The organism is Mycetocola sp. Y444 (assembly GCF_059445295.1).
In genome coordinates, this window is record NZ_JCAIUB010000003.1 from 689,771 (window position 1) to 714,716 (window position 24,946).

The 24,946-nt window shown below is 66.2% G+C and carries 23 protein-coding genes; 12 read left to right on the top strand and 11 right to left on the bottom strand.

Annotated features, from left to right (window positions below; translation table 11 throughout):
• Nucleotides 1–9 precede the first annotated feature (9 nt).
• The gene (locus AC1C2M_RS14775) at nucleotides 10–945 is read right to left on the bottom strand and encodes an ABC transporter ATP-binding protein (RefSeq protein ID WP_495437346.1); all 936 of its coding nucleotides are present in this window, start codon (nucleotides 943–945) and stop codon (nucleotides 10–12) included.
• Nucleotides 946–1,098: 153 nt separating this feature from the next.
• Between AC1C2M_RS14775 and AC1C2M_RS14780 the strand changes: the two genes are divergently transcribed.
• Together AC1C2M_RS14780 and AC1C2M_RS14785 are read left to right on the top strand one after the other, a co-directional pair.
• Complete coding sequence (locus tag AC1C2M_RS14780) at nucleotides 1,099–2,094, top strand: magnesium and cobalt transport protein CorA (protein WP_483406086.1); 996 nt, start codon at nucleotides 1,099–1,101, stop codon at nucleotides 2,092–2,094.
• Nucleotides 2,085–3,476, top strand: a complete 1,392-nt coding sequence (locus AC1C2M_RS14785) for a cryptochrome/photolyase family protein (protein WP_495437347.1) — start codon at nucleotides 2,085–2,087, stop codon at nucleotides 3,474–3,476. The genes AC1C2M_RS14780 and AC1C2M_RS14785 overlap by 10 nt, the downstream gene beginning before the upstream one ends.
• A gap of 4 nt (nucleotides 3,477–3,480) precedes the next feature.
• Here AC1C2M_RS14785 and AC1C2M_RS14790 read toward each other — a convergent pair whose 3' ends face one another.
• Entirely contained in the window at nucleotides 3,481–3,855 is a 375-nt protein-coding gene (locus AC1C2M_RS14790; protein WP_495437349.1) for a nuclear transport factor 2 family protein, read from the bottom strand.
• A gap of 51 nt (nucleotides 3,856–3,906) precedes the next feature.
• Nucleotides 3,907–4,725, bottom strand: coding sequence for an alpha/beta fold hydrolase (locus AC1C2M_RS14795; RefSeq protein ID WP_495437351.1), 819 nt, complete (start codon nucleotides 4,723–4,725; stop codon nucleotides 3,907–3,909).
• An 87-nt stretch (nucleotides 4,726–4,812) separates the two neighbouring features.
• Here AC1C2M_RS14795 and AC1C2M_RS14800 point away from each other — a divergent pair, with 87 nt between their 5' ends.
• The 8 genes from AC1C2M_RS14800 (at nucleotide 4,813) to AC1C2M_RS14835 (ending at nucleotide 14,141) form a co-directional block, all read left to right on the top strand.
• Nucleotides 4,813–5,733, top strand: coding sequence for an AEC family transporter (locus tag AC1C2M_RS14800; RefSeq protein WP_495437353.1), 921 nt, complete (start codon nucleotides 4,813–4,815; stop codon nucleotides 5,731–5,733).
• 111 nt (nucleotides 5,734–5,844) lie between these two features.
• Nucleotides 5,845–6,627 carry an SDR family oxidoreductase gene (locus AC1C2M_RS14805; RefSeq protein ID WP_483406081.1) on the top strand — a complete coding sequence of 261 codons (783 nt, stop codon included), beginning with the start codon at nucleotides 5,845–5,847 and terminating at the stop codon, nucleotides 6,625–6,627.
• Between the two features lie 189 nt (nucleotides 6,628–6,816).
• Nucleotides 6,817–7,866, top strand: coding sequence for a LacI family DNA-binding transcriptional regulator (locus AC1C2M_RS14810; protein ID WP_495437354.1), 1,050 nt, complete (start codon nucleotides 6,817–6,819; stop codon nucleotides 7,864–7,866).
• Between the two features lie 11 nt (nucleotides 7,867–7,877).
• On the top strand, nucleotides 7,878–9,170 hold the full coding sequence (locus AC1C2M_RS14815; protein WP_495437356.1) for an extracellular solute-binding protein: 1,293 nt from the start codon (nucleotides 7,878–7,880) through the stop codon (nucleotides 9,168–9,170).
• 3 nt (nucleotides 9,171–9,173) lie between these two features.
• Complete coding sequence (locus tag AC1C2M_RS14820; protein WP_495437357.1) at nucleotides 9,174–10,142, top strand: carbohydrate ABC transporter permease; 969 nt, start codon at nucleotides 9,174–9,176, stop codon at nucleotides 10,140–10,142.
• A complete protein-coding gene (locus tag AC1C2M_RS14825) occupies nucleotides 10,142–11,005 on the top strand; it encodes a carbohydrate ABC transporter permease (RefSeq protein ID WP_495437358.1) in 864 nt (287 codons plus the stop codon). Before AC1C2M_RS14820 ends, AC1C2M_RS14825 begins: the two co-directional genes overlap by 1 nt.
• A gap of 2 nt (nucleotides 11,006–11,007) precedes the next feature.
• Nucleotides 11,008–12,075, top strand: a complete 1,068-nt coding sequence (locus tag AC1C2M_RS14830) for a glycoside hydrolase family 130 protein (protein WP_495437360.1) — start codon at nucleotides 11,008–11,010, stop codon at nucleotides 12,073–12,075.
• A 50-nt stretch (nucleotides 12,076–12,125) separates the two neighbouring features.
• Nucleotides 12,126–14,141 carry a hypothetical protein gene (locus AC1C2M_RS14835; RefSeq protein WP_495437362.1) on the top strand — a complete coding sequence of 672 codons (2,016 nt, stop codon included), beginning with the start codon at nucleotides 12,126–12,128 and terminating at the stop codon, nucleotides 14,139–14,141.
• 95 nt (nucleotides 14,142–14,236) lie between these two features.
• On the opposite strand, the gene AC1C2M_RS14840 is transcribed toward AC1C2M_RS14835, so the two are convergent.
• The 5 genes from AC1C2M_RS14840 to AC1C2M_RS14860 all read right to left on the bottom strand — a co-directional run bounded on the left by AC1C2M_RS14840 (nucleotide 14,237) and on the right by AC1C2M_RS14860 (nucleotide 19,539).
• On the bottom strand, nucleotides 14,237–14,506 hold the full coding sequence (locus AC1C2M_RS14840; protein WP_483406074.1) for an HPr family phosphocarrier protein: 270 nt from the start codon (nucleotides 14,504–14,506) through the stop codon (nucleotides 14,237–14,239).
• 81 nt (nucleotides 14,507–14,587) lie between these two features.
• Nucleotides 14,588–16,672 (bottom strand): PTS fructose transporter subunit IIABC, encoded by a 2,085-nt coding sequence (locus AC1C2M_RS14845; protein WP_495437363.1) that lies wholly within the window; start codon nucleotides 16,670–16,672, stop codon nucleotides 14,588–14,590.
• A gap of 53 nt (nucleotides 16,673–16,725) precedes the next feature.
• Nucleotides 16,726–17,724 (bottom strand): 1-phosphofructokinase family hexose kinase, encoded by a 999-nt coding sequence (locus tag AC1C2M_RS14850; RefSeq protein WP_495437364.1) that lies wholly within the window; start codon nucleotides 17,722–17,724, stop codon nucleotides 16,726–16,728.
• Nucleotides 17,721–18,506 (bottom strand): DeoR/GlpR family DNA-binding transcription regulator, encoded by a 786-nt coding sequence (locus AC1C2M_RS14855; RefSeq protein WP_495437365.1) that lies wholly within the window; start codon nucleotides 18,504–18,506, stop codon nucleotides 17,721–17,723. The genes AC1C2M_RS14850 and AC1C2M_RS14855 overlap by 4 nt, the downstream gene beginning before the upstream one ends.
• Before the next feature lie 193 nt (nucleotides 18,507–18,699).
• Nucleotides 18,700–19,539, bottom strand: a complete 840-nt coding sequence (locus tag AC1C2M_RS14860) for an exodeoxyribonuclease III (protein WP_483406070.1) — start codon at nucleotides 19,537–19,539, stop codon at nucleotides 18,700–18,702.
• A gap of 113 nt (nucleotides 19,540–19,652) precedes the next feature.
• Here AC1C2M_RS14860 and AC1C2M_RS14865 point away from each other — a divergent pair, with 113 nt between their 5' ends.
• Together AC1C2M_RS14865 and AC1C2M_RS14870 are read left to right on the top strand one after the other, a co-directional pair.
• Nucleotides 19,653–20,654 (top strand): TIGR03557 family F420-dependent LLM class oxidoreductase, encoded by a 1,002-nt coding sequence (locus tag AC1C2M_RS14865; RefSeq protein ID WP_495433594.1) that lies wholly within the window; start codon nucleotides 19,653–19,655, stop codon nucleotides 20,652–20,654.
• Nucleotides 20,655–20,661: 7 nt separating this feature from the next.
• Complete coding sequence (locus tag AC1C2M_RS14870; RefSeq protein WP_495437366.1) at nucleotides 20,662–21,459, top strand: coenzyme F420-0:L-glutamate ligase; 798 nt, start codon at nucleotides 20,662–20,664, stop codon at nucleotides 21,457–21,459.
• A 550-nt stretch (nucleotides 21,460–22,009) separates the two neighbouring features.
• On the opposite strand, the gene AC1C2M_RS14875 is transcribed toward AC1C2M_RS14870, so the two are convergent.
• Genes AC1C2M_RS14875 through AC1C2M_RS14885 form a run of 3 tightly spaced genes read right to left on the bottom strand, consistent with a single transcriptional unit; the run spans nucleotide 22,010 to nucleotide 24,920 of the window.
• A complete protein-coding gene (locus tag AC1C2M_RS14875; protein ID WP_495437367.1) occupies nucleotides 22,010–22,837 on the bottom strand; it encodes an ABC transporter ATP-binding protein in 828 nt (275 codons plus the stop codon).
• Nucleotides 22,834–23,916, bottom strand: a complete 1,083-nt coding sequence (locus tag AC1C2M_RS14880; RefSeq protein ID WP_495437368.1) for a putative F420-0 ABC transporter permease subunit — start codon at nucleotides 23,914–23,916, stop codon at nucleotides 22,834–22,836. Before AC1C2M_RS14880 ends, AC1C2M_RS14875 begins: the two co-directional genes overlap by 4 nt.
• On the bottom strand, nucleotides 23,913–24,920 hold the full coding sequence (locus tag AC1C2M_RS14885) for a putative F420-0 ABC transporter substrate-binding protein (protein WP_495437370.1): 1,008 nt from the start codon (nucleotides 24,918–24,920) through the stop codon (nucleotides 23,913–23,915). The genes AC1C2M_RS14880 and AC1C2M_RS14885 overlap by 4 nt, the downstream gene beginning before the upstream one ends.
• Nucleotides 24,921–24,946: the final 26 nt, after the last annotated feature.

A 24,946-nucleotide genomic window follows, 5' to 3' on the forward strand; every position in this document is an offset into this window, starting at 1 on the left:
ATTCGGTACTCAGTACGGGAAGGTGGGCATCGCCGTGGTTTTCTCGACGCCGCGCGCCTCGCCGTGGCGGTCGATGCCGAGACCGGCGAGGAGGCGACCGCGCAGTTCGGCGAGCTCGGCGGATCCGCGATCACGCGGGCGCCGACCGGGAACGACGATCTCCTGAATGATCGTCGACCCCTCGAGACCGTCTTCGCGGCCGAGCAGGATGATCCGGTCGGCGAGTTGAAGCGCCTCGTCGACGTCGTGCGTGACGAGGAGCACTGTCGTCGGGGCCGCGGCGTGCACGTCGAGCAGGAGGTCCTGCATCTTCAGGCGGGTCAGGGCGTCGAGCGCACCGAACGGTTCGTCGAGCAGCAGGACGCCGGGGTTGCGTGCGAGGGCTCGGGCGAGAGACGCGCGCTGGGCCATTCCGCCGGAGATCTCGCGCGGTCGGTTGCTGGCGAACGCACCGAGGCCGACGAGGTCAATGAGGGTCGCAACGCGAGCATCGCCCTCGGCCTTCGGGGTGCCTCGTGGGAGGCCGAGTGCGACGTTCTGGGTGACACTCCGCCATGGCAAAAGCCGCGGCTCCTGAAATCCGACCGCGGTGCGGGCGTCGAACGGGGTGACGGGGGAACCGTCGATGAGGATCGATCCCGCTGTTGCGGAGTCGAGACCGCCGGCGAGGCGGAGCAGGGTCGACTTTCCGCAGCCGCTCGTGCCGAGAATGGCGAGAACTTCGCCGGCACTGACGTCGATGGTGATGTCGCGAAGGACCCGACGGGTCGCGCCGCGTTCGCCGGGAAAGTCCCGACGGATGCTCCGAACCGATACACCGAATGCGGCATCCGACCCCACGGCATCCGACCGGACGACCGCGGACCCCGCTGCCGGTCGCGTTGCGGACCCCGACACGGCGCGCAAGGCCCCGGGCGGACCGGCGTTCCCTTGGGAAGATGACATACGGTTGCTCCTCAGAGCGAGTAATCGGGGTGATCTCACGGTACTGACAAGGGCCGGGTGAGAGCAGGTGCACCGAAACACTCCGTAACACTCGCCGCACCACCCCCGCCGCAAGACCCGCTGCACCACCGGGCTGAAACAAAGGAACTGGAAATGGTCGTCGTCGACAACGCCGTGTATCTCAGGGGCAACCGGGTGGCCAGCCCGCCAAGCCTCGACGCGACCTATGAGGTTCTCCATGAGAAGGGCGGCATGGCGTGGATCGGGCTGTACCGGCCGGATAAGGAAGAGATTCGGTCGGTCGCGGCCGAGTTCGACCTGCACGACCTGATGATCGAAGACGCACTGTCCGGACACCAGAGACCCAAGATCGAGCGATACGGCGACACGCTGTTTGCGGTCTTCAAGGCTGCCCGATACGTCGATGCCGACGAGCGCGTCGAGTTCGGTGAGGTGCACGTGGTGCTTGGATCAGACTTCGCGATTACCATCCGCCACGCGGAGACACCGGACATCGCGGCCATCCGCAGGCGACTCGAGGGTGATCCCGCCCTGCTCGGAATGGGCCCCGAATCCGTGCTGTACGCGGTGATCGATGAGATCGTCGACGGGTACGCCCCGGTCATCGCCGGCCTCGAGAATGACATCGACGAGATCCAGGACGCTTTGTTCACCGAGGGGCAGGAGTCATCCCAGCGGATCTACGCGCTCAGTCGTGAGGTGATCGAGTTTCAGCGGGCCACCCAGCCGCTCGTCGGGATTTTCGAGGCGCTCGGCGAAGGAGCTGACAAGTACGGCGTTCCGGTCGAACTGCGGCGTTACCTCCGCGACGTTCACGATCACGTGCTCAGGGTGGTCGAGCGTGCAGACGCTTTCCGCGCGCTCCTCCAGAACGCACTCATGGTAAACACAGCTCTCGTCGGTCAACGCCAGAACGAGGCGAGCTTTGCGCAGAGTGAGCAGGTCAAGCGCATCTCCAGCTGGGCGGCGATCTTCTTCGCGCCATCGCTCGTTGCCTCGATCTACGGGATGAACTTCGAGTACATGCCTGAGCTCGGCTGGGAGTGGGGATATCCCTTCTCCCTGCTGCTCATGTTCGGCGGGGCTGTCGCGCTCTACATCGTCTTCAAGAAGAACAAATGGCTGTAACAGCGCCCGCTCTCGTCTGGTTCCGCGACGACCTCCGGATCGACGACAACCCGGCGCTCAGGGCCGCGGCCGACTCAGGTCGGCCCGTCGTTGCTGTCTACCTTCTCGACGAATCGTCGCCAGGGATTCGTCCTCTCGGCGGGGCCGCGCGGTGGTGGCTGCACTCGAGCCTCGAATCGCTGTCGGCGTCTCTCGCCGACCTCGGCGTGCGGCTCGTGCTCCGACAGGGGGCGGCGGGGATCGAGATTCCGCGCCTGGTGCAGGAGACCGGCGCCGGGGCGGTGTTCTGGAACCGTCGCTACGGGGCTGCAGAACGCGCCGTGGATGCCGCGCTGAAAACCGGACTTCGGCAGGACGGGCTCGAGGTCGCCAGTTTCGCCGCTTCGCTGCTCTTCGAGCCATGGACGATCACGACGGGGTCGGGGACGCCGTACTCGGTCTTCACCCCGTTCTGGCGGGCATGTCTGTCGAGTCCGCCACCGCGGGCGCCGCTCGACGAGCCGGAGGCAGTAGAGGGCTGGGACGGAGACGTGCCCACCGACCTGCTGGACGAATGGCAACTCGAGCCAACGCACCCCGATTGGGCGAACGGTCTCAGGGAGGCGTGGCAGCCGGGTGAGGCATCCGCTCATCGACTCCTCGACGAGTTTCTCGCTCACAACCTCGCCGCGTACGACGAGGAACGCGACCTGCCGGCGCAGCAGGCCACCTCGCGGCTGTCCCCACACCTGCGCTGGGGTGAGATCAGCCCGCACCGGGTCTGGGCCCAGGCCGATCTGGCTCGCCGTGGCGCCCCGGCTCGTGAGGCGGCGAGTGCCTCCCGTTTTCTTACCGAGCTCGGCTGGCGGGAGTTCTGCTACCACGTGCTGTTCGCCGCTCCGGACCTCGCGACGACGAACTGGCGTCGCGAATTCGATGCATTTCCCTGGCCGCCGCTCGACGCGGACGCGCTATCGGCATGGCAGCGGGGTGAAACAGGCATCCCGATCGTCGACGCCGGAATGCGCGAACTCTGGCGAACCGGCAGCATGCATAACCGCATCCGCATGGTCGTCGCGTCGTTTCTCACCAAGAACCTCCTCATCGACTGGCGGGAGGGTGAGCGCTGGTTCTGGGACACCCTCGTCGACGCCGATCAGGCTGCCAACGCGTTCAACTGGCAGTGGGTGGCCGGTTCGGGGGCGGATGCCGCTCCGTATTTCCGCATCTTCAACCCTGAGCTGCAGGCGAAAAAGTTCGATCCGCACGGCGAGTACATCCGGCAGAACGTTCCGGAGTGGGGAACGGATGCCTATCCAGAGCCGATCGTCGACCTTGCGGTCACGAGGAAGGCCGCGCTCGCCGCATACGACGTCGTCAAACGATCGGGCCAGCCGGCCTGAGGGCTCACTCGCTGCCGAGCAGAGCGGTCGCCGTGTGGTGCGTGAGCGTGCACACCCAGCGGTCGCCCCGACGGACGAACACGTCGGTGGTCCACTCGTCTGCGTCGGTTCGCGCACCGCGGTAGAGGGCGGTGTTGGTGATGCGAGCGGTGAGTACCGCCGTGTCTCCGAAGACGCTGACCCGGGTGTCACCGACGGTCGTCATGGCCGTGTGTCTCAGGTCACCGGACGCGACGAGGTCGAGCAGGCGTGAGCCGGGGGAGATCCCCGACGCCGAGACGATCGCCCAATCCTCCGTCACGAACTCGCGAATCCGCGCCGCGTCGTTGGCGACGATCGCGTCGGCCCAGTTGCGGGCGACCGTGAGCAGCTCGCGCACCGTGTTCTCCGTCGAAGAGACCGCCGAAGAGCTGGGTTCCGCCGCCATGGTTCACAACCCGTGCTCACTCAGCCACGGTTTCAGCACCTCGAGAAACTGCCGCGGATGCTCGACGCTCGGCAGGTGTGCCGAGTTCGCGAAGATGTGGCGGCTCGCGTGCGGGATCGTCTCGGCCAGGTACTCGAACTGGATGAGAGCCGGGGTGATATCGAACTCACCCACGGTGACCAGGGCGGGAATGTCGAGATCAACCACCCGGTCGTACGCCGGTGGTTCCAGGTCGGCCGCTGCGCCGACCGTGGCTGACCGGTGACGGAGATTCAGCCGGTTGAGTTCATAAGCGGTCCGAACGAAATCCGGGTCGAGGTCCGCTTCGTTCCGAAGTGGACCAATCGACCAGAGGCGAACCTCGAGGTCGGCAAACCTGGCATGGTCGTTCGCCTCCGACGCCCGGTCCAGCTGGGTGCAGAGCTCCTCTTCGGCGTCGGTGAGTTCGATCTCGGGGAAACCGCTTGGACCCGATCCAATGGTGACGATCCCGGCGACCCGGTCGGGAGTCTCCACAGCGACATCGAGACCGATGCGCCCGCCGCGCGATGCGCCGATGACCGTCGCCCGCAAGACGCCAAGATGGTTGAGACACGCCCTCGCGTCGTCGCGATCGGAATAGGGGTCAGGTCCGCAGGTCGTCGCGCCGAAGCCCCTCGCGTCGTATCGGATCACGTAGTGGTCTGACGCGAGAGCGTCGACGATGGGGTCCCACATGCGAAGAGTGGCTATTCCCGCGTGGATCAGGAGCAACGGCTCGTCCGACGCGTGACCGTCGGTCTCGTAATACAGCCGGGCTCCCGGCACATCCAGGTGGGGCATGCTCTGACACTACCGACGAGCATGGCCCGCGGCTAGAGGTGGTGGGCAGCGACGAACGGATGCCACCGGTGCTGACACAATGGACGAATGTCTGGGGTCCTGACGGGGTTTCTCGTGATCGGCGTGATCATCGCCGTTGGGTACGTCGTTGGTCGCACCAGTCTGCTCGGCCCACACGGGCAACCGGTGCTGGCGCGTGCAATCTTCTTTGTGCTCTCACCGTGCCTGTTGTTCACGGTTCTTGCCGAGGCAGAGGTGAGCCGCCTCTTCTCGCCTCTTCTCGTCGTCTCGCTCCTCGCCGCGGTCTCGGCGTTCGGGATTTTCATCGCTGTTGCTGCCCTGCTCTGGCGTCGGGCTCTGCCGGAGGCGACGATCGGTGCCCTTGCGGCCGGCTACGTCAACGCCAACAACATCGGCATTCCCGTTTCGGTATACGTTCTCGGTGACGCCACGTACTCGGCACCCGTCGTGCTCCTTCAGCTGTTGATCTTCACGCCCGTCGCGCTCACCCTGCTTGACGTCGGAACCGGAGGGAAGGCATCCGTCGGCCGCATTCTCACCCAGCCGTTCCGCAACCCCATCATCATCGGGTCCCTTCTCGGGCTCGTTGTCTCGCTCACCAGCGTCGAACTGCCTGACCCGGTGATCGAGCCGTTCCGCCTCATCGGTGCGGCGGCGCTGCCGATCATGCTCATCAGCTTCGGGATGTCACTGTCGGGGACGCGAGTTCTCGAGCCGGGTTCCGGCCGGAAGGACGTCCTGCTGGCGACGACGATCAAGCTCGCGATCATGCCCGTGGCCGCATGGCTCGTCGGGCGGTTCGGTTTCGGCATGACCGGCCACGAACTGTTCGCCGTCGTTGTTCTTGCCGGGTTGCCGTCCGCCCAGAACGTCTTCAACTACGCGCAGCGCTATTCCCGCGGCGTCATCCTCGCCCGAGACACCGTGCTCCTCACGACGGTTGGTTCGGTCGGCGTGCTGCTGATTGCATCCCTGCTCCTGACCTAGAAGCCCCCCAATACAGGGAGTCGTCCGGCGACGTTGCTGTCCTCGCCGCCCGACCCTGCCATGCTGGCGGAGCAGAGCTGGATCCAGCTCAATCGACCAATGGAGATCCTCGTGGAACGAACCTATGTCATCACCGGAGCAGCAAGCGGAATCGGGAAGGCGACGAAGGAGTTGCTCGAGGCCAGGGGTGCTCGGGTCATCGGCGCTGACATCGCCGGGAGTGATGTGAATGTCGACCTGACGACCCTTCAGGGCCGGGAGACCCTCGTGACCGAGGTCGAGCGACTGAGCGACGGCAGGATCGACGCGGTTCTCGCCGTGGCCGGGCTCTCGTCTCCTACCGTCGCGACCGCCGCGGTCAATTACTTCGGCGCTGTCGCCACGCTCGAGGGGCTTCGGCCGTTGCTCGCGAAGTCGGATTCTCCGCGCGCGGTGGCCGTGACCTCCATGGCGTCACTCATGCCACACGACGACGCATTGCTTGACGCGTTCCTCGACGGGAACGAGGAGGCAGCGCTCGCTCGGGCGGCCGAGCTGGCTGCGGGGTCGCCGGAGCAGGGAAGCCTCATCTACGGCTCGAGCAAGCAGGCGCTCTCCCGCTGGGTCCGCCGTCAGGCGCCAGCGGCGGACTGGGCGGGCGCAAGCATTCCGCTCAACGCTGTTGCACCCGGGGTCGTCCTCACGCCGATGACCGCATCCCTGACAGGCACCGAGGAAGCCCGCACCCAACTGGCCGGGATGGTTCCGATGCCGCTCAACGGGTTCTTCGGACCCGAGTCCGTCGCCCAACTCCTCGCCTGGCTGTCAAGCGAGGAGAACGGTCACCTCTGCGGGCAGGTCATCTTCATCGACGGCGGTTCCGACGCAGTGATCCGTGGGGACTCCACCTGGTAGCCGCTTCAGCGCCGGTTTGTGACGGGTCCACCCAGAGCAGAGCGCTCGATCGTATCGCGCTGCTCTGGTGGCCTCGCCCGCCGGTCCCTTGACGGGGGCCAGAATCGGGTCTACCGTGATCGTTCTAAACCGGTTCAGTCAGTGAATTCGCCTCGTCTGCCCCGGTCGTAACCTCACCGCGGAGGCACGATGAGCGCTCGAAAGCCCACCATCTCTGACGTGGCCAGCGCGGCCGGAGTCAGCAAGGGCCTCGTCTCGTTCGCCCTCAACGACAGGCCTGGCGTCGCTCCAGGCACCCGCGATCGCATCCTCGCCGTGGCTGACGACCTGGGCTGGCGTCCCAGCGTCACCGCGCGGTCGCTCTCCACCCGCACCTCCTTCGCCCTCGGCCTCGTCATCCGTCGCGCGGCCGAGGTGATCAGCGCAGATCCCTTCTTCCCGTCCTTCATCGCCGGTGTCGAATCAGTGCTTTCCGAAGAGGGCAGGGCGCTTGTGCTCAGCGTGGTTCCCGATGAGGGCGCCGAGCTGACCACCTACCGCACCCTCGCCGCGGACAACCGCGTCGACGGGGTGTTTCTCACGGATCTCCGCCACGACGACAAGCGGTTCGCACTCCTGGACGAGCTGGGTCTGCCCGCCGTTGCACTCGGGCACCCGGCACGAGACGTGCAGTTCCCGTTCGTCGAACTCGACGACACCTCGGGAATCCAGTCCGCCGTCAGGCACCTGGTCTCACTCGGGCACACCCGCATCGGCCACGTGGCCGGCGACCCCGCGATGATCCACGGCAGCAGGCGTCGCGTGTCGTTCGCGGATGCCATGCGCAGCGCCGGTCTCGACGCATCGCTCGTCGTTGAGACGAACTTCTCGGTGGCTCACGGGGCGGATGCGACGCGTCGCCTTCTCGACGGACCCCACCCACCGACGGCCATCGTCTACGCCAACGATCCCATGGCGATCGCCGGACTGGGGGTGGCGCAGCAGCGCGGTCTCAGCGTTCCCCATGACCTGTCGATCACAGGGTTCGACGGCACCGATATTTCGGGGTACGTCTTCCCGGCGCTCACGACGATCACGAGCGACCCGGTCGAATGGGGCCGGGTAGCGGCCAGAACACTTCTCGATCGGATCACGACGGGAACCGCGTCCAACGTGGCGCTCCCTCCCGCCCGACTCCTGGTCCGGGAATCCACAGCACCACCCCCCGCACCTCGCGGCGCTGTCGCCGCACACAGATAAGGAGAACTCCCGTGCACCGACGCACTCTCACCACGGCAACCGCCACAGTTGCGGTCACCATCTTCGCGCTCACCGCCTGCTCCGCTGGCGGCGCGGGCAATTCCGATGCCCTCACCTCAACGGGCGACATCACCATCTGGTATTCCAACAACGAGCAGGAAGTGGCCTGGGGAAAAGCCATGGTCGAGGCCTGGAACGCCGACCACCCCGATGAGCAGATCAAGGGCCAGGAGATCCCCGCTGGAAAGTCGAGCGAGGAGGTCATTGGCGCCGCCATCACGGCAGGGACTGCGCCGTGCCTCGTCTTCAACACTGCTCCGTCTGCGGTCGGCCAGTTCCAGAAGCAGGGAGGCCTCGTCGACCTGGCGTCATTTGACGATGGCGCTTCCTATGTCGAAGAACGGTCGGGCGACGCTGCCGAGCAGTACGTCTCACCCGACGGCGGGTACTTCCAGATGCCGTGGAAGTCGAACCCCGTGATGATCTTCTACAACAAGGACATGTTTGCCGCGGCTGGACTCGACCCGGAGAACCCGGCCCTGTCGACGTACGACGATTTCCTCGCCACGTCGAGGACGCTCGTCCAATCGGGGGCGGCACCGTTTGCGATCCACCCGGCGCCGACGAGCGAGTTCTTCCAGGCTCAGTTCGACTTCATGCCGCTGTACGCCGCCGAGACCGGCGGGACCGGCCTGGTCGAAGACGGCGAGGCGACTTTCGACAGCGAGGAGGGGCTCGACGTCGCCACCTTCTGGAAGACCATCTACGACGAGGGTCTCGCGGGCAAAGAGCAGATCCAGGGGGATGCCTTCGCCAGCGGCCAGTCGGCCATGGCGATCGTCGGACCGTGGGCGATCGCCGTTTACGGTGAAGACGTGAACTGGGGTGCCGTCCCGGTTCCGACCCAGGACGGTACCGCGGCCGAGGAGACCTACACCTTCAGCGACGCCAAGAACGTCGGCCTCTATTCGGCGTGCGAGAACCAGGCAACGGCGTGGGAGGTGCTGAAGTTCGCGACGAGCGAGGAACAGGACGGGCAACTGCTCGAGCTGACGGGCCAGATGCCCATGCGCTCCGACCTTCCTGAAACCTACGCTGACTACTTCGAGGCGAACCCGGCATACACAATGTTCGGTGACCAGGCCGGCCGAACGATCGAAGTCCCGGCTGGTCCGAACACCGTAGAGATGCTGCAGGACTTCCGCGATGCATACACCAAGGCCGTCATCTCGGGTGATGGCGACCTTGAAGATGCCCTCAATGATGCTGCCGAGAAGGTCAACGCCCTCGCGAGTGAGGGTTAACCCATGTCGAGCGATACGCTCGGCCGTTCTCCGGGGGTTCGCAGCCCCCGGAGAACGTCAGGGAAGGCATCCCGAAAACTACCGGTACGGCAACGCGTCTTCGGCAAGCATCCGCTCGGTGCGCTGTTCAGTGCGCCGTACCTGATCTTCGTGCTGCTTGTCTTCGCATACCCGCTCATCTTTGCCGGCTACATTTCGGTGCACGATTACTTCTTCTCGGCACCGGGCGCGGTCGTCGACCGGCCGTTCACCGGAATCGAAAACTATGTCACAGCGCTGACCGACCCACGCGTACTGCGCAGCTTCCTCAACGTCGGTATTTTCCTCATCATCAATGTGCCGCTCACCGTTGTGCTGTCGCTCGTGCTCGCCACCGCGCTCAACAAGGTCGTGCATTTCCGGGCGTTCCTGCGCGTCTCGTACTACATTCCCTACGTCACAGCGAGTGTCGCCGTCGTTGGAGTCTGGCTGTTCCTCTTCAACGGAAACGGGCTCGTGTCCACACTCCTCGGGCCGCTCGCGCCCGATCCGGCCTGGCTCATCAACCCGTACTGGGCGATGCCGACCATCGCGTTGTTTGTCACGTGGAAGCAGCTTGGCTTCTACATCCTGCTGTACCTCGCCGCACTCCAGAACGTGCCGAACGAACTGTACGAATCCGCGTCGACCGACGGGGCAGGGGCCGTCCGATCCTTCTTCTCGGTGACCATCCCCGGTGTCAGATCGGCGACGGTGCTCGTTCTCCTCCTCGCAACGGTGACAGGGGCGAACCTGTTCACCGAGCCGTATCTCCTGACCGGAGGCGGTGGACCCAACGGAGCATCGGCATCCCCGGTGCTCATCATGTACCAGCAGGGAATCCAGCAGGGAAAGCCGGGCTACGCGGCGGCCATCGGTGTCGTGCTGGTGATTTTCGTCCTCGTGGTCGCGCTGCTGCAGTACCGCTACGCCGGTGGAAGGGATGACAAGTGATGGTTCAGAGACATCGCATTCCAGGCCAGCTCAGTCGCGGGCAGTCGATCCTCCGCGGAATTGTGCTCGCCATCGGCGCCGTGCTCTTCCTGTTCCCGTTCTACTACATGGTGATCGGTTCACTGCAGGCAGCGCCAGACACGTCACTCGGGGGCATCTTGCCCTCCCCAGGGAACATCACGGTCGAGAACTACGCGAACATCAACGAGCGAATCAACCTGTTCTCCGGCCTCGTCAACTCAGGCATCTTTACGGGCGGCGTTCTGCTGGGCACAACCGTGTTCGGTCTCCTCGTCGGCTACGCCCTTGCGGTGCTCGAGTGGCGCGGGCGCGGAGTCATCTTTGCCCTGGCCCTTCTCGTGCAGGTCGTACCGTTCCAGCTGCTCATGATTCCGCTCTATGTGATGATCGCGAGGGACTACGGACTCGGTGACACCCACCTCGGCATGATCCTCCCGTTCGCGATCAACTCGACAGCGGTGATCATCTTCCGCCAGTACTTCCTGCAGGTTCCGAAAGAACTGTTCGATGCCGCGCGGATCGACGGCGCCGGAGAGTTCCGACTGCTCTGGCAGGTGGCGATTCCGTTGGTCCGTCCTGCGCTGCTCACCGTCATTCTGCTGACTTTCATCGGCCCGTGGAACGAGTTCCTCTGGCCGTTCCTCATCACCAAGGAGGCGAGCCTGCAACCACTCGCTGTGTCGCTCGCGAACTTCATCTCGAACGTCGCGTCATCAACGTCGAATCCCTTCGGCGCGATGCTCGCCGGCGCTGTCGTGCTCGCGGCTCCCGTGGTTGTTCTCTTCATCGTTTTCCAGCGGTACTTCGTCTCGACCGACATCGGGTCGGGCGTGAAAGGGTGACCATGCCAACCGAGTCGAGTTCGTTCCCATACACGCTCTCCCGGGTCGGCGTCGTGATGACTCCGGAGCTGGGGAACGACCTCGAGGCGGAGGGCGTGCTCAATCCGGGGTCCGGCCGAGGACCGGACGGAGAGCTGTATCTCCTGCCCAGAATGGTGGAGAGGGGCAACATCTCCAGAGTGGGTCTTGCGCGGGTCGTGGTCGAGAACGGCCTCCCGGTCGGCGTGAACCGGGAGGGCGTCGTGCTGGCGCCCGAGCGCGGCTGGGAGCGCGGCGTTGGCAACGCCGGCGTCGAGGACCCGCGCGTCACCTGGATCGAGGAACTCGGCCTGCACGTGATGACCTATGTTGCGTACGGTCCGCTCGGGCCGCGCAGTGCGATCGCGACGTCTGGTGACCTCCGCGACTGGACCAGGCTCGGGCCAGTGCACTTCGAGTACGACGACGCGCTCGACACCGACCTCAATCTGTTTCCGAACAAGGACACAGCGTTCTTCCCCGAGGCGGTCACCGGGCCGGACGGCATCCGGAGCTTTGCAGTCCTCCACCGACCGATGTGGGATCTCGACGAGATCAGGCCCGGCCAGGGAATTCGGGTGCCGCGGGGCGTCGAGGATGAACGGCAATCGATCTGGATCAGCTTCGTGCACGCGGACGACGTTGCCCGTGACATCCGTTCTCTCACGCACTGGGCCGGTCATCGACTGCTCGCAGCGCCGGAATTCGCGTTCGAGGCGCTCAAGATCGGGGGAGGGCCACCGCCGGTGCGGGTGCCTGAGGGCTGGTTGGTGCTGCACCACGGTGTGACAGGAGTGCTCGCGCGGGCGTTCGACCAGCAACAGAACGTCAACTACGCAACCGGCGGCATGATTCTCGACGCGGAGGAACCGTGGCGGGTGACCGCGAGGACCGCGGTCCCGCTGCTCGAAGCCGAGACCGATGATGAGCGTTCCGGCATCGTTCCGAATGTTGTTTTTCCGACGGCGATCGAGGAGATCGACGGCGCACGGTTCGTGTTCTACGGGATGGCCGATACAAAGATCGGCGTCGCACGGCTTGAGAGCGTATGATGACGGCGACTCGGGATTTGATCCGATACAACGATGGCGTTGGAGGGATTGTGGCGAACTCACTGGTACGGCGGCTGGCGGCAGTGGCCGCGAGTGTCGTACTGCTCGCGGGGAGTATCGGGCTTGCCGCTCCGGCCACGGCCGACACTCCGCAGCTGAGCAACCTCTCTCACCTCGACTTTCTCCTCGACGACGTGACGCCAGCCGACACGGCCGAGCACACCACGTGGCGCCTGGCAGAGGAACCAGCCCTCGTCATGCCGTGGACCTACGCTGATGCCCGCGGCGGCGGAACTTTTGAGCGGGTCGGCGGCGGTCCGCTCGACCCGGCCACCGGGTACTGGGGACAGGGCGCATTCAACGCGGACGATGTTGCACGAGCGGCGGTCGTCTACCTCAGGCACTGGACACAATTCGGCGACGAGTCCTCGAAGCAGAGCGCGTACGAGTTGCTCAGGTCGACGGCATACCTGCAGACGGCATCCGGGCCGAATGCCGGAAACGTCGTGTTGTGGATGCAGCCGGACGGCACGCTCAACCCGAGCGCAGAGCCCGTCGAACTGCCCGACCCATCCGACTCGGGGGAAAGCTACTGGCTTGCCCGATCGCTCTGGGCATTCGGTGAGGGGTTCGCGGCCTTCCAGGAGAGCGATCCTGAGTTCGCCGAGTTCCTCTCCGACCGTCTCACGCTCGGTGTTGCCGCCCTCGAACGACAGACGCTCTCGAGGTACGGCGAATACCTCACGGTCGACGGAGTCAAGCTGCCCGCATCGCTGATCACGAATGGTGCGGATGCCAGTGCCGAAGCAATTCTCGGGCTGTCGGCGTATCTCAGTGCGTCGCCGGGTGATGAGCGGGTGCGCGACGCGACCAGCAAGCTGGCGGAGGGCGTCGCCGCGCTCGGCGCGGGCGACGCTCGCAACTGGCCGTACGGCGCTGTGCTCCCGTGGGCCGAGTCGCGCTCGATCTGGCACGCCTGGGGATCGCAGATGCCGGCGGCGCTCGCCGAGGCATCCGTCGTTCTGGCTGAACCTGCGCTGCTCGAACCGGCCATTACCGATTCGGCGGTGTTCGATCCGATCCTTCTCACCGCCGGCGGGCCGGACAACGGCTGGAATCCCGCTCCCGTCGACCGTACCCAGATCGCATACGGCGTCGACTCACGACTGCAGTCGCTTGTGGCGGTGTCTGAGGCCGCCGGGCTGCCAGGCCTCCTCGACCTCGCCTCGCTCGTCGGCAGCTGGTATTTCGGCACCAACGCGTCGGGTACCGCCGTCTACGACCCGTCAACCGGTGTGACGTTCGATGGCGTCGCAGCAGACGGGACCGTCAACCGCAACAGCGGAGCCGAGTCGACGATCCACGGGCAGCTGTCGATGCTCGCCCTCGATGCCAATCCCGAACTCCGGGATCGCACACTCGGGCTGACCACCGTTGTCTCGCGAGAGGGAGCCACCGTCGTCGAGGCCGAATCGGCGACATCCACGACCGGCAAAGTCCTCACGCCCGAGTCGACCTGGACCGGTGAGTCTCAATACTCGGGGAGCGGATACCTGGAACTCGCGCGAGGTCGCTCAGCGACGTTCTCCCTCGGATCCTCGACCTCAGCGCGACTGATCGCTCCCGTCGTCTTCTCAGCGGCGAATGGAAAGGCGAGTTCGCTGTGGCGCAGCGGCTACGTCCCGCTCGGACTGCTGAAGCATGGCGTCGGCGCGCAGGGCGTTACCGCGGTGCCCGGTGCGCTGCTTCCGCAGTCGCTGCCGATCGCGGCACCGTCCAAGAGCTCCACGGTGTCTGTCACGGCGGTGACCGGGCCAGTCAAGGTCGACGCACTGATCGTTCGGCCGCTCTTCTCCCGGCTGAAATTCGCCGGGCCGAGCCAGAGCACCGAGCTCGTGCACTCAGCGAGCGCTGTGACGCAGCGGGTCTCGGTGAACGCCGGTGGCGGCGCTGGCACTCTCACCAGCTACGACTCGCGTGGTGTCGTTGTGGCTGTGCACTCCATCAGCGGTGTCGCCCAGATTTCGGTGAAACCGGGCGGGTTCGCCATAGTGACCAAGGGGTAGCTGCCAGGACTCCACAGGCCAGACGCAACCGAGGCCAGACACAATCGAGGCCAGACGCAACAGGTGCGTCTGGCCTCGGTTGTGCGTGAACCGGATTACTCGGCGTCGAGGTCGCTCTCGAGCAGCGCGACCAGTTCGTCGAGGGCCTTGTCGGCTCCGTCGCCTTCGGCTGCGAGTGTGACCGTCTCACCGTTCGTCGCACCGAGGCTGATGATGGAGAGGATGCTCGCCGCGTTGAGCGGCCCGCTGTCACCCTTCGCGATGGTGACCTTGACCGGCTGGCGCTTCACCGCGTCGATGAACAGTGAGGCGGGACGGGCGTGGAGACCGACACGGCTGCCGATGACTGCTGAGCGTTCTGGCATGGAGATTCCTTTACTGGGTTGAACCGGGTTGAACTGGGTTGAACTGGAGTGGATTGACGACGAGTGGAGATGGCGCCGGGGTCAGACCGTCGCCGGGATGCCCTGTTCGACCGCTGTGGCATCCGTCGTCGACGTCTCATCGGCGATCGGGCGACGCCGGACGAAGCGCTTGAGCAGGATGACGAGGCCCGCTGAGACGATGGTTCCGACGAGGATCGCGAGGACGAACATACCGAAGTTGCCGATTGCGAAGAAGACGAAGAAACCGCCGTGCGGCGCCTGTGAGGTCACTCCGGTGCCCATGATGATTGCGCCGGTGATCGAGCTGCCCACGATTCCGGCCGGGATGACCCGGAGCGGGTCCGCGGCGGCAAACGGGATCGCGCCCTCCGAGATGAACGCGGCACCGAGCAGCCAGGCCGCCTTGCCGTTCTCGCGTTCGGCGGCACTGAACAGCCTGCGGTCGACGAGCGTCGCGAGAGCGAGGGCGAGAGGCGGGACCATTCCGGCTCCCATGACCGCGGCCATGATGGCCCACGGTGCCTGGTTCTCGAACGATCCGGCGCTGAGTCCTGCAACGGCGAAGGCGTATGCGACCTTGTTGACGGGGCCACCGAGGTCGACAGCCATCATCGCGCCCAGGATCAGGCCGAGCAGTACGGCCGAGGTTCCGGTGAGTGAGTTGAGCCAGGTGCTGAGTCCGGTCATGAGCGCAGCGATAGGTCCGCCGAGCAGCACGATCATGAGCCCTGAAGCGAAGATCGAGCCGACGAGCGGGATGATCACAACGGGCATGAGGCCGCGGAGCCAGCGGGGCACGTTGATACGCCCGATGGCCCACGCGATGAATCCGGCGAGCAGACCACCGACGAGTCCACCGAGGAAGCCCGCGTTCATGACGAGGGCGACGGCTCCAGCGGTGAACCCGACGGCGATGCCGGGACGGTCAGCGATGGCGTACGCGATATAGCCCGCCAGTGCAGGGACCAGGAATCCCATCGACGCGTTGCCGATGACGTATGCCACAGCACCGAGGTACTGGCCGAGCCCGCCATCGGGAAGGTTCAGCAGGCTGTTGCTGAGCACAATCTCGCCGGCGTTGTCGGTGATCCGGTAGCCGGCCAGCAGGAAGCCGAGCGCGATCAGGAGACCGCCTCCGGCGACGAACGGGATCATGTAGCTGACGCCGGTGAGCAGGTATCGCTTGAGCTTCTGGCCGATGTGCTCGTTCCTGGTGTCGTCGCCGGCCGCTGCGGGTTCGGCGCCGCCACCCGAGACGCGGCGGGCGTTGGGGTCCTTCGCCGCGTCGAGTGCCTCGGCGATCATCTTGTCCGGTTCGTCGATGCCGCGCTTCACCGGTGCCTGTACGAGCGGCAGCCCGGCGAAACGATTCTTGTCGCGGACGTCGACGTCGACGGCGAAGATCACCGCTGACGCCCGCCCGATGACCGACGGGTCAACCGGCGTGACGCTCGACGAGCCCTGGGTCTCGACGTGCAGTTCGACGCCGGCCCGTTTCGCCGCTGCGGCGAGGGCGTCTGCCGCCATGTAGGTGTGCGCGATTCCGGTGGGGCATGCGGTCACCGCGATGAGTACGGGCTTGTCCTGGGTCGTGGAGGGGGCGGATGTCGCGGTGCCGGTGGTCGCGGCGGTGCCGGTGCTCGTGGCGGCGGCAGTGCCGGTCGCGGCATTCGACTCGGCAGCGGGTGGGGCCGCCGGAGCGAGGGCTTCATCGACGAGGTCGACGACCGCCTGTGGCGTCGGGGCGCTGCGGAGTGCCGCGGTGAAGTCCTCACGGATCAGCGAGCGCGCGAGGGTCGACAGCAGTGCCAGGTGGGCCTGGTCGGCGCCGGCCGGCGCCGCGATGAAGAAGATGATGTCAGCGGGGCCATCGTCCGAACCGAAGTCGACTCCAGGGTTCGGGCGGGCCATGACGAGCGTCGGTACCGTGACCGCTTCTGAACGGCAGTGGGGGATCGCGAGGCCGCCCGGAATCCCGGTGTCGGTCTGGGACTCCCTGGCCCACGCGTCGGCGAAGAGCGCGTCGACATCGGTCGCCCTGCCGTTCTGGACGACGAGCGTCGCGAGTGTGCGGATGACCGTTGCACGGTCGGTTCCGAGGTCCTGGTCGAGGATGACCAGTTCCGGTGTGATGAGAGATGACATGAGACGAGAATCCTTCAATGTGGTGGTACGGGAACGTCGTGTGAAGAAGGGCGCTACTCGGTAAGAGTGCGACGGGTACGGGTCACGGCAATAGGGCCGGAAGCCGCCTGTTCAAGGGTGGGAACCTGTGAACCGGGAAGAGAGGCGGCTGCCGCGCCGTGGGCGACGGCCTGGGCCAGGCACCCCGCGGCGTCGTCTCCGCGTTCGGATGCCAGGAGGAAGCCAGCGAGAGAGCAATCTCCCGCGCCAACGGTGCTGCGGGCGACAATTCGTGGGGCGGACGCCCGCACCACCTCGGTTGTGCTCACAAGAACGGCCCCGCGGGAGCCGAGCGTGACGAGCGCAGCGTCGAGGCCATGTTCGAGCACGCGGCTTGCGACCTCGACGACGGCGTCATCGTCGAAGCCCAGCGACTCAGGGTCATCGTCCGGCACGGTGATGCCGAGCCCTGAGGCGAGTTCCCACAGTTCCTCGGCGTTCGGCTTGATCAGGTCGACGGTTTCGGCCGACGCGAGCAGTGCGGTGAGCGGTGCGCCCGAGCTGTCGACGGCGATGCGGGGTGCCTGGACGCCGTTGCGTGAGGCGGCCGTTCGGACGGCACTCACGATGCGCGCGTAGAAGTCCGTTGGGATCCCCGGAGGCAGCGATCCCGCGAGAACCAGCCACGTGGCATCCGCCGACCGCGAGACGATCGCCTCGAGGAGGGCGTCGGCCGTCTCGTCGGTCAGAGGCGCGCCAGGTTCGTTGACTTTGGTGGTCGTTCCGTCGGGCTCGGTGAGCGTGGTGTTCGAACGGATCGGGCTCGTCACCGGAATTGTCAGGGCGGGGATGCCGTCGGCCTCGAGGGCCATGACCATCGGATCTGCCGGTGCACCGGGGAGCACCGCGAGAGTGTCGACTCCGGCCACATGGAGCGCGCGGGAGACGTTGACGCCTTTGCCGCCGGGTTCCTGGACGGCACTGGCAGCTCGTTGCACCTGCCCGCGTTCGAGCGGTGCGGTGAGTTCCACCGTCCGGTCAAACGACGGGTTGAGCGTGACTGTGAGAATCATGCGACGATTACCTCCACGTCGTCGGCGTCGAGCGCCGCTGAGAGTGTCCCGATTGGGTCGGTGTCTGAGATGAGGGTGTCGAGTTCCCGGAGTTCGGCGAACCGGTAGAGCGCTTCATCGCCGAGCTTCGACGAGTCGACGAGCGCGACAGTGCGCCGTGCGGCGCGAACCATGGCGGCCTTGACGGTCGCCTCGCGCTCCTCCGGGGTGCTGAGTCCGAAGTCGGCGGAGAGGCCGTTGGCTCCGAGGAACGCGATGTCCGGGCGCAGGTGTGCGAGCTGTTCGAGGGTGCTGCCGCCGACCGCGGCGCTCGTGACCCCGCGCACACTGCCACCGAGGAGGTGCAGATCCAGCGCCGGGTTGTGGTGCAGCAGTGCAGCGATCGGGACGGAGTTCGTGATGACCGTCATGCTCGACGGGCCGTGGCCGCGCCACTCGGCGAGGAGCTCGGCCAGGGCACCGGTTGTCGTGCCGGCGTCGAGGAGGATCGAACCACGGAAGTCGTTGCCGAGCAGTCCGAACGCGGCACGCGCAATCGCCAGTTTCGCGTCGCGCGCTTTGCCGGAACGGTCGGCGACCGTTGATTCGACGAGGCTGGTCTTACTGGTGGCAACGGCTCCGCCGTGCACCCGGCGAAGTGAGCCCTGGCGTTCGAGGATGTCGAGATCGCGACGCACGGTTTCCGCGGTGACCGAGAGAGCGTCGGCGAGCCCCGCCACTGTGACGCGTCCGCTGCTGTGGAGAAGCCTCGTTATTCGCTCGTGGCGTTCAATGGCATACATGTCGACGCTGACCCCTCGGACTTCTCTGAACCGGAACCCGTCCGGGGGTAACCACCGCCCGGACGAATCTTTGTTTCAGTGACTTTATGCCCGATTGTGTGGGAACGCAAGCGAAAACACAGAAAAACCAAAACTGCGCGCGCTGGAAGAACGCTGCAGCCGGAAGAGCACTGCAGCTGGAAGAGCACTGCAGCTAGAAGATCATGGGCCGGTCGTCCTCGTCTTCGGTGGGCAGATCAAGTTCGACCATGACGGGAACGTGATCGCTCGGGGCCTCACCCTTGCGTTCGTTCCGGTGAATCGAGGCTGCCGTGACGAGCTCGGCGAACTCGGGTGAGCCGAGGATGAAGTCGATCCGCATGCCCTCGTTGCGGGGGAAACGCAGTTGCTTGTAGTCCCAGTAGGTGAATCCCTCAGGCACCAGCGGGCGCACGACATCCGTCAGGCCGATCTCACCGAAAGCGGCGATGGCCTCGCGCTCAGGCGGGGAAACGTGTGTGGACAGGCCGGGAACGATGCTCGGGTCGCCCATGTCACTGTCGAAGGGGGCGACGTTGAAGTCACCCATAAGCGCGAGCGGGACGCCAGGGTTCTTCGCGAGCCAGTTCGCCGTGTCGTTCTTCAGCGCGGCGAGCCAGTCGAGCTTGTAGACGTAGTGCGGGTCATCCAGCGAGCGGCCGTTGGGGACGTACAGGCTCCACAGCCGCACGCCGTTGATCGTCGCACCCATTGCCCGTGCCTCTTTCGGGAGGTCAGGGCCTTCCTGGCCCTTGAGGAAGCCGGGCATGCCTTCAAACGTGGTCGTGACATCCTCGAGCGGGAGCCTGCTGGCGATGGCAACGCCGTTCCACTGGCTGAAGCCGTGGATCGCGACCTCGTACCCTGCCGCCTCGAACGCCTCGAGCGGGAACTGCTCTGGCTTGCACTTGATCTCCTGCATCGCGAGCACGTCGATGTCTTCCCGCACCATCCAGTCGACGGTGCGTCCGACGCGGGCGCGGATTGAATTGACGTTCCAGGTGGCGATTCGCATGCGTCAACGCTAGCCGAGACCTGTGACGGTTCTGTTCGCCCGTGTTTCTCAGTTCTCGGCTCTCAAGTTCTCGGTTCTCGGCTCGAACGGGTTCTGTGGGCCAAGATGGGACAATGGCGTCACTCTCTGTCGGTTACTCGGCCATGCTCTCGCAGTTCGCCCCGCAGGAGGCCGTCGCGCTCAGCGCGTACGCTGAACAACACGGCTTCGATGGTGTGATGGCGGCTGACCACTTCCAGCCGTGGGTTCCGCAGCAGGGACAGTCGTCTTTCGTCTGGAGCGTGCTTGCCGCGCTCGGTGAACGGACGACGGGTAACTTCGGTCCTGGCGTCACGGCTCCGACCTTCCGCATGCACCCTGCCGTGGTCGCGCAGGCGTCGGCCACGCTCGCGGCCATGTATCCGGGCAGGCACTGGCTCGGGCTCGGCTCGGGCGAAGCGCTCAACGAACACGTCGTCGGCGCGTATTGGCCAGAGGCGCACGAGCGCATCAGCCGCATGTTCGAGGCGGTCGACGTGATCAAGAAGTTGTTCGCGGCATCCGTCGCCGGTCGGGACGCCAAACACACGGGCCCGTTCTACAAGCTCGAATCCTCCCGGCTGTGGACCATGCCGGAGGTTGCCCCGGAGATTCTCGTCGCCACCTCGGGGCCCGTCACGGCCAAGCGTGCGGGAAAGACCGTGGACGGGCTCATCACTGTCGAGGCCCCTCGCGAGAAAGTGGCAATGCTGCTCTCTCGCTTCGATGAGGGTGCACGGTCGGTCGGCAAGGACCCATCCGGGATGACCAAGGTGGTTCAGTTGCACCTCTCCTGGGCGCCGACCGACGAGGAAGCACGTCGCAACGCCGTGCTGGAATGGCCCAACGGCGGCATGCGGTTCCCGAAGTCCGACATCCGCTCACCGTTCGAGTTCGAGCAGATGGCGCGCATGGTGCGGGCGGAGGATTTCGACGGTCGCATGGTGATCTCCTCTGATCCGGACGTGCACCGGCGGCATATCCAGTCCTACATCGACCTCGGGTTCGACCGGGTGTACCTCCACAACGTCGGGCGCAACCAGCGCGAGTGGATCGAGACCTTCGGCCGCGACGTTCTTCCCTCCCTCAAGCGATAGGCGCACAGTGCTGACAGTATTTCCCCTCGACGGTATCGGCGAGGTCGCGTCGGGCGACGACCTTGCCGCCCTGATCGCTGTCGCCGCTGACGGCGCACTCGCGGACGGTGACATCCTCCTCGTCACCTCGAAAATCGTGTCAAAGGCCGAGGGGCGGCAGCTCAGCACTGCCGACCGGGAAGATGCCATCACCGCGGAAACCGTGCGCGTCGTCGCGCGGCGTGAGCACCCCGGTGGTGTCACGCGCATCGTCGAGAACCGCCTGGGTCTGGTGATGGCGGCGGCCGGTGTTGACGCGAGCAACACCCCCGACGGCACGATCCTGCTGCTGCCCGTCGACCCTGACGCGTCGGCTCGTGCGCTGCGCGCCGAGCTTCGTGCACGCCTCGGTGTCGTGGTCGGCGTCATCGTGACCGACACTGTCGGCAGGCCGTGGCGCGAAGGACAGACGGATATCGCGATCGGGGCTGCAGGCATCCGTGTCGTCGACGATCTTCGCGGGCACACTGATGCGTCTGGTCGCCCACTCACCGTCACTGCTGCCGCTGTCGCTGACGAACTCGCGGCGGCCGGCGACCTGGTCAAGGGAAAGACGAGCGGTCGACCCGTTGCCGTCGCGCGCGGAATGGCGCGGTTCGTGACCGATGAGGACGGGCCGGGTGCCCGCGCCCTTGTGCGCGATGCGGAGAAGGACATGTTCCGGCTCGGCAGTGATGAGGCGTACGCCGCGGGTTTTGCCGCCGGTGTTGCTGCTGCGGGAGGAAATACCGGGAGTCCATCGGCTGTGCCGGCGCCGACCCCCTGATTCTCCGCCCGAAGCACACCCGGGGGTGGGTGTTGGGGGTCGGGCTGTGTGGTGCGAGAAGCCTGGCGGTGCGGTGCGGTGCGGTGCGGATGGCGGTGTCGCCTCGGGAGGAAATACCGGGAGTCCATCGGCTGTGCCGGCGCCGACCCCCTGATTCTCCGCCCGAAGCACACCCGGGGGTGGGTGTTGGGGGTCGGGCTGCGNGAGGAAATACCGGGAGTCCATCGGCTGTGCCGGCGCCGACCCCCTGATTCTCCGCCCGAAACACACCCGGGGGTGGGTGTTGGGGGTCGGGCTGCGCCGTGCGAGAAGCCTGGCGGTGCGTCGCGGGTGCCGTGCGCTGCGGGAGGTCGGCGGCGGGGTGCGGATGTCCGGGGCCGGGTCTCCGCAGCGCGGCCTCGGCCGCCGGCGCCGTCGCTTCCGGAGGAAATACCGGGGGCCCATCGGCTGTGCCGGCTCCGACCCCCTGATTCTCCGCCCGAAACGCGGCTGGTGGCCGGGGTGTGGGGCGTGCGGTCGAGGGGGTGGGTGCTGGAGTCGCAGAGCGCGACTACGTCGTGTCGAACGCGATCAGCGGTCGTCCGGTGCGCGGGTGCTCGAGCACATCGGCGCGGACCCCGTAGACGTCGCCGATGAGTTCAGGGGTGAGAACGGATGCCGCATCACCGGCGGCGACAACGCGCCCGGCACTCAGCACGATGACACTGTCGGCGTACGCCGCGGCGATATTGAGGTCGTGAAGTGCCGCGACAGCGGTGATCCCCGCCGCGGTCTGGGCCCTGACGAGTGAGAGCAGGCTCAATTGCGCCCGCACGTCGAGGTGGTTGGTCGGCTCGTCGAGGAGGAGCAGCCGCGGTTGCTGGGCGAGAGCCCTGGCGAGGTGCACCCGCTGGCGCTCGCCGCCCGAGAGCGTGTCGAACGGACGGTCGGCGAAGGAGTCCATGCCGACGGCGGCAAGGGCATCCGCGACGATCTGCCTGTCGACCTCGCTCTCGCTCGAGAACCTGCCGATGTGCGGCGTCCGGCCGAGCATGACCACCTCGGTGACCGCGAGGCCGGTGTCCGAATCGCCGTGCTGCTCGCTGAGTGCAACGATCCTCGCGCGGTCCCTGCGTCGAAGCCCGAGCAGGTCGGCGCCGTCGAGCAGCACAGCACCGCTGTCGGCGGGAAGCGTGCCGACCAGGAGGTGCAGCAGCGTCGACTTTCCCGCACCGTTTGGGCCGATGACGGCACCGAACGACCCGACGGGCACCGTGATGTCGACGCCGTCGACGATGAGCCTGCCGTCGCGGCGGAACAGGAGCCGACTCGCCGCGAGCGCAGAAACGTCGGCGGCGGCATCCGCGGTCGAGGAGGATGAGGCGGTCAGGTCGGTCACGAGACCCTCCTGCCCCTGAGCAGCAGGATGGCGAACACCGGGGCACCGACGACGGCAGTGAGGATGCCGACGGGCAGTTCTCGCGGGTCGAAGAGCGTGCGTGCGCCGGTGTCGATCCAGAGCAGAAAGATGGCCCCGGCGAGCGCGGAGAGAGGCAGCACGACCCGATTGCGCTGCCCCACCACAAGTCGAACCGCGTGCGGCAGGATGAGGCCGACGAAGCCAATCGAGCCGGAGACCGAGACCATGGCACCGGTCAACAGCGCCGTGGCGATGAGGAGCGTCCACCGGGTCGAATTCACGCCGACACCCAAAGCGGATGCCGCGTTGTCACCGAATGCGAAGGCGTCGAGCGTGCGGCCGGTGAGCATGAGCGGGATGCCGACGATCAGGAGGGCGCCGAGTCCGATCGCGACGGCGGGCCAGCGCGCACCGCTGAGCGAGCCGAGCAGCCAGCTGAGGATTTCGCGGTAGGTGTCGCCGGTTGCCGACCAGAAGATGATGAGGCTCGTGAGCGCGCCGAAGAAACTCGACACCGCGAGGCCGGCGAGCACGGTGCGGGTCGGCGTGAGTGAACCGATCGCGCCCGCGAGCAGCAGGGTGCCGACGAGGGCTGCGACGGCTCCGCCGAACGCCGCGACGGGCAGGAGTACCCCGAGGCCGAGCAGGATCACGGCGACGGCACCGAGCGACGCCCCCGACGAAAGCCCGAGCAGGTACGGGTCGGCGAGCGGGTTACGGGTGATCGCCTGCATCACGGTGCCGGACAGCGCCAGACCAGCGCCAACCGCCGCAGCGGTGAGGACGCGAGGCATGCGCAGTTCCCAGACGATGCCGTCGCGCAGCGGTGACAGCGCTTCGCCGCCGAGCGCCGTCGGCGAGAACCCGAGGTGGCCGAGGATCGACCCCCACACCTCCGTCGGCCGGATCTCGGCCGGGCCGAAGGTCACGGCGAACACGATCGACACGAGGAGCACGGCCGAGAGGGCGACGACCCAGACAGCGGTCGGCAGCCCGCGCCGGATCCGGCGGTGAGGTCTCCCCACCGCCGGTACCCCGGTCTCGGCCGCCAGTGTCACAGCTTCAGGTCCGCCAGCTGGTCAGCGATCGTGGATGCCGCTTCGGCGTTCCGCACGCCGGCCTCGCCCGTCGCAAACGGAACAGTGACGTATCGCTTGTTCACGACGGCGTCGAGTTGGGCGGTCGCCGGGTTGGCCTCGAGCACGCCGATCTTCTTTTCGGCGCTGCCCCAATCGGAGACGACGAGCACGATCACATCGGGGTTGGCGTCGACGACGGCTTCCCAGTTGAACGACGTCCAGGTCTCGTCAACGTCTGCCGCGATGTTCGTGAGCCCGACGGCATCCATGATCATCTGCGGTGCGCCGGATCCGGCACCGACGTACGGGGTGTCTGATCCGCTGGAGAACCAGAGTGCACTGACGTCGTCGACCGGCTCGATCTTCTCGAGCTGCTCTTTCTGTTCTGCAACGAGTTCGGTGGCCGCATCGCTCACGTCGAAGATGGAACCGACCTCGAGAATCTGGTCAAACACATCGTCAAAACTCAGCGATTCGGGTGCGTATTCCGCTTCCTGGCACGCGGCAGGAGACACGTAGGTGTTCACCCCGAGTGACTGAAGCGTTGGCCGATCGCCAGCGCCATCCGCTGAGAAGTTCGATTCCCAGCCGGCATAGATGAAGTCGGGTTCGAGGTCGAGGACGGCTTCCTGGCCCGGCACCTTGTCGCTGATCACCGGAACGCCGGTACCGCCCAGATCATCGGGCAACGGGCCATCGGGGAATGCCCGACCGATCAGGCTGTCCTCGAGGCCGAGCGCGAGGAGCATCTCCGTCGTCGTGGACTTGATGGTCAGCACGCGCTCCGGCGCCTGCTCGATGGTCACCTCTGTGCCGCAGTTGTCGAGGGTGAGCGGATAGCTCGCCGCTTTCGGGGCGGCCGATTCCGACGGTGGGGCGGATGCCGCCGGGCCGGCACACGCGGAAACCGCGAGGAGCGAGCCGGCAATACCGATCGCAGCAAGAGCTCGAGAGAAACGGGGGGCAGGGTTACGAAGAGTCATGTGACCTCGGATCGAGTGTGCGGGGT

What these genes read in the sequence shown, in the direction of transcription:
- AC1C2M_RS14830 (WP_495437360.1), top strand. Translation starts at nt 11,008, where the DNA reads ATGCCAACCGAGTCGAGTTCGTTCCCATACACGCTCTCCCGGGTCGGC.
- AC1C2M_RS14845 (WP_495437363.1), bottom strand. Translation starts at nt 16,672, where the DNA reads ATGTCATCTCTCATCACACCGGAACTGGTCATCCTCGACCAGGACCTC.
- AC1C2M_RS14825 (WP_495437358.1), top strand. Translation starts at nt 10,142, where the DNA reads ATGGTTCAGAGACATCGCATTCCAGGCCAGCTCAGTCGCGGGCAGTCG.
- AC1C2M_RS14800 (WP_495437353.1), top strand. Translation starts at nt 4,813, where the DNA reads ATGTCTGGGGTCCTGACGGGGTTTCTCGTGATCGGCGTGATCATCGCC.
- AC1C2M_RS14785 (WP_495437347.1), top strand. Translation starts at nt 2,085, where the DNA reads ATGGCTGTAACAGCGCCCGCTCTCGTCTGGTTCCGCGACGACCTCCGG.
- AC1C2M_RS14855 (WP_495437365.1), bottom strand. Translation starts at nt 18,506, where the DNA reads ATGTATGCCATTGAACGCCACGAGCGAATAACGAGGCTTCTCCACAGC.
- AC1C2M_RS14865 (WP_495433594.1), top strand. Translation starts at nt 19,653, where the DNA reads ATGGCGTCACTCTCTGTCGGTTACTCGGCCATGCTCTCGCAGTTCGCC.
- AC1C2M_RS14860 (WP_483406070.1), bottom strand. Translation starts at nt 19,539, where the DNA reads ATGCGAATCGCCACCTGGAACGTCAATTCAATCCGCGCCCGCGTCGGA.
- AC1C2M_RS14840 (WP_483406074.1), bottom strand. Translation starts at nt 14,506, where the DNA reads ATGCCAGAACGCTCAGCAGTCATCGGCAGCCGTGTCGGTCTCCACGCC.
- AC1C2M_RS14780 (WP_483406086.1), top strand. Translation starts at nt 1,099, where the DNA reads ATGGTCGTCGTCGACAACGCCGTGTATCTCAGGGGCAACCGGGTGGCC.
- AC1C2M_RS14820 (WP_495437357.1), top strand. Translation starts at nt 9,174, where the DNA reads ATGTCGAGCGATACGCTCGGCCGTTCTCCGGGGGTTCGCAGCCCCCGG.
- AC1C2M_RS14885 (WP_495437370.1), bottom strand. Translation starts at nt 24,920, where the DNA reads ATGACTCTTCGTAACCCTGCCCCCCGTTTCTCTCGAGCTCTTGCTGCG.
- AC1C2M_RS14795 (WP_495437351.1), bottom strand. Translation starts at nt 4,725, where the DNA reads ATGCCCCACCTGGATGTGCCGGGAGCCCGGCTGTATTACGAGACCGAC.
- AC1C2M_RS14775 (WP_495437346.1), bottom strand. Translation starts at nt 945, where the DNA reads ATGTCATCTTCCCAAGGGAACGCCGGTCCGCCCGGGGCCTTGCGCGCC.
- AC1C2M_RS14850 (WP_495437364.1), bottom strand. Translation starts at nt 17,724, where the DNA reads ATGATTCTCACAGTCACGCTCAACCCGTCGTTTGACCGGACGGTGGAA.
- AC1C2M_RS14810 (WP_495437354.1), top strand. Translation starts at nt 6,817, where the DNA reads ATGAGCGCTCGAAAGCCCACCATCTCTGACGTGGCCAGCGCGGCCGGA.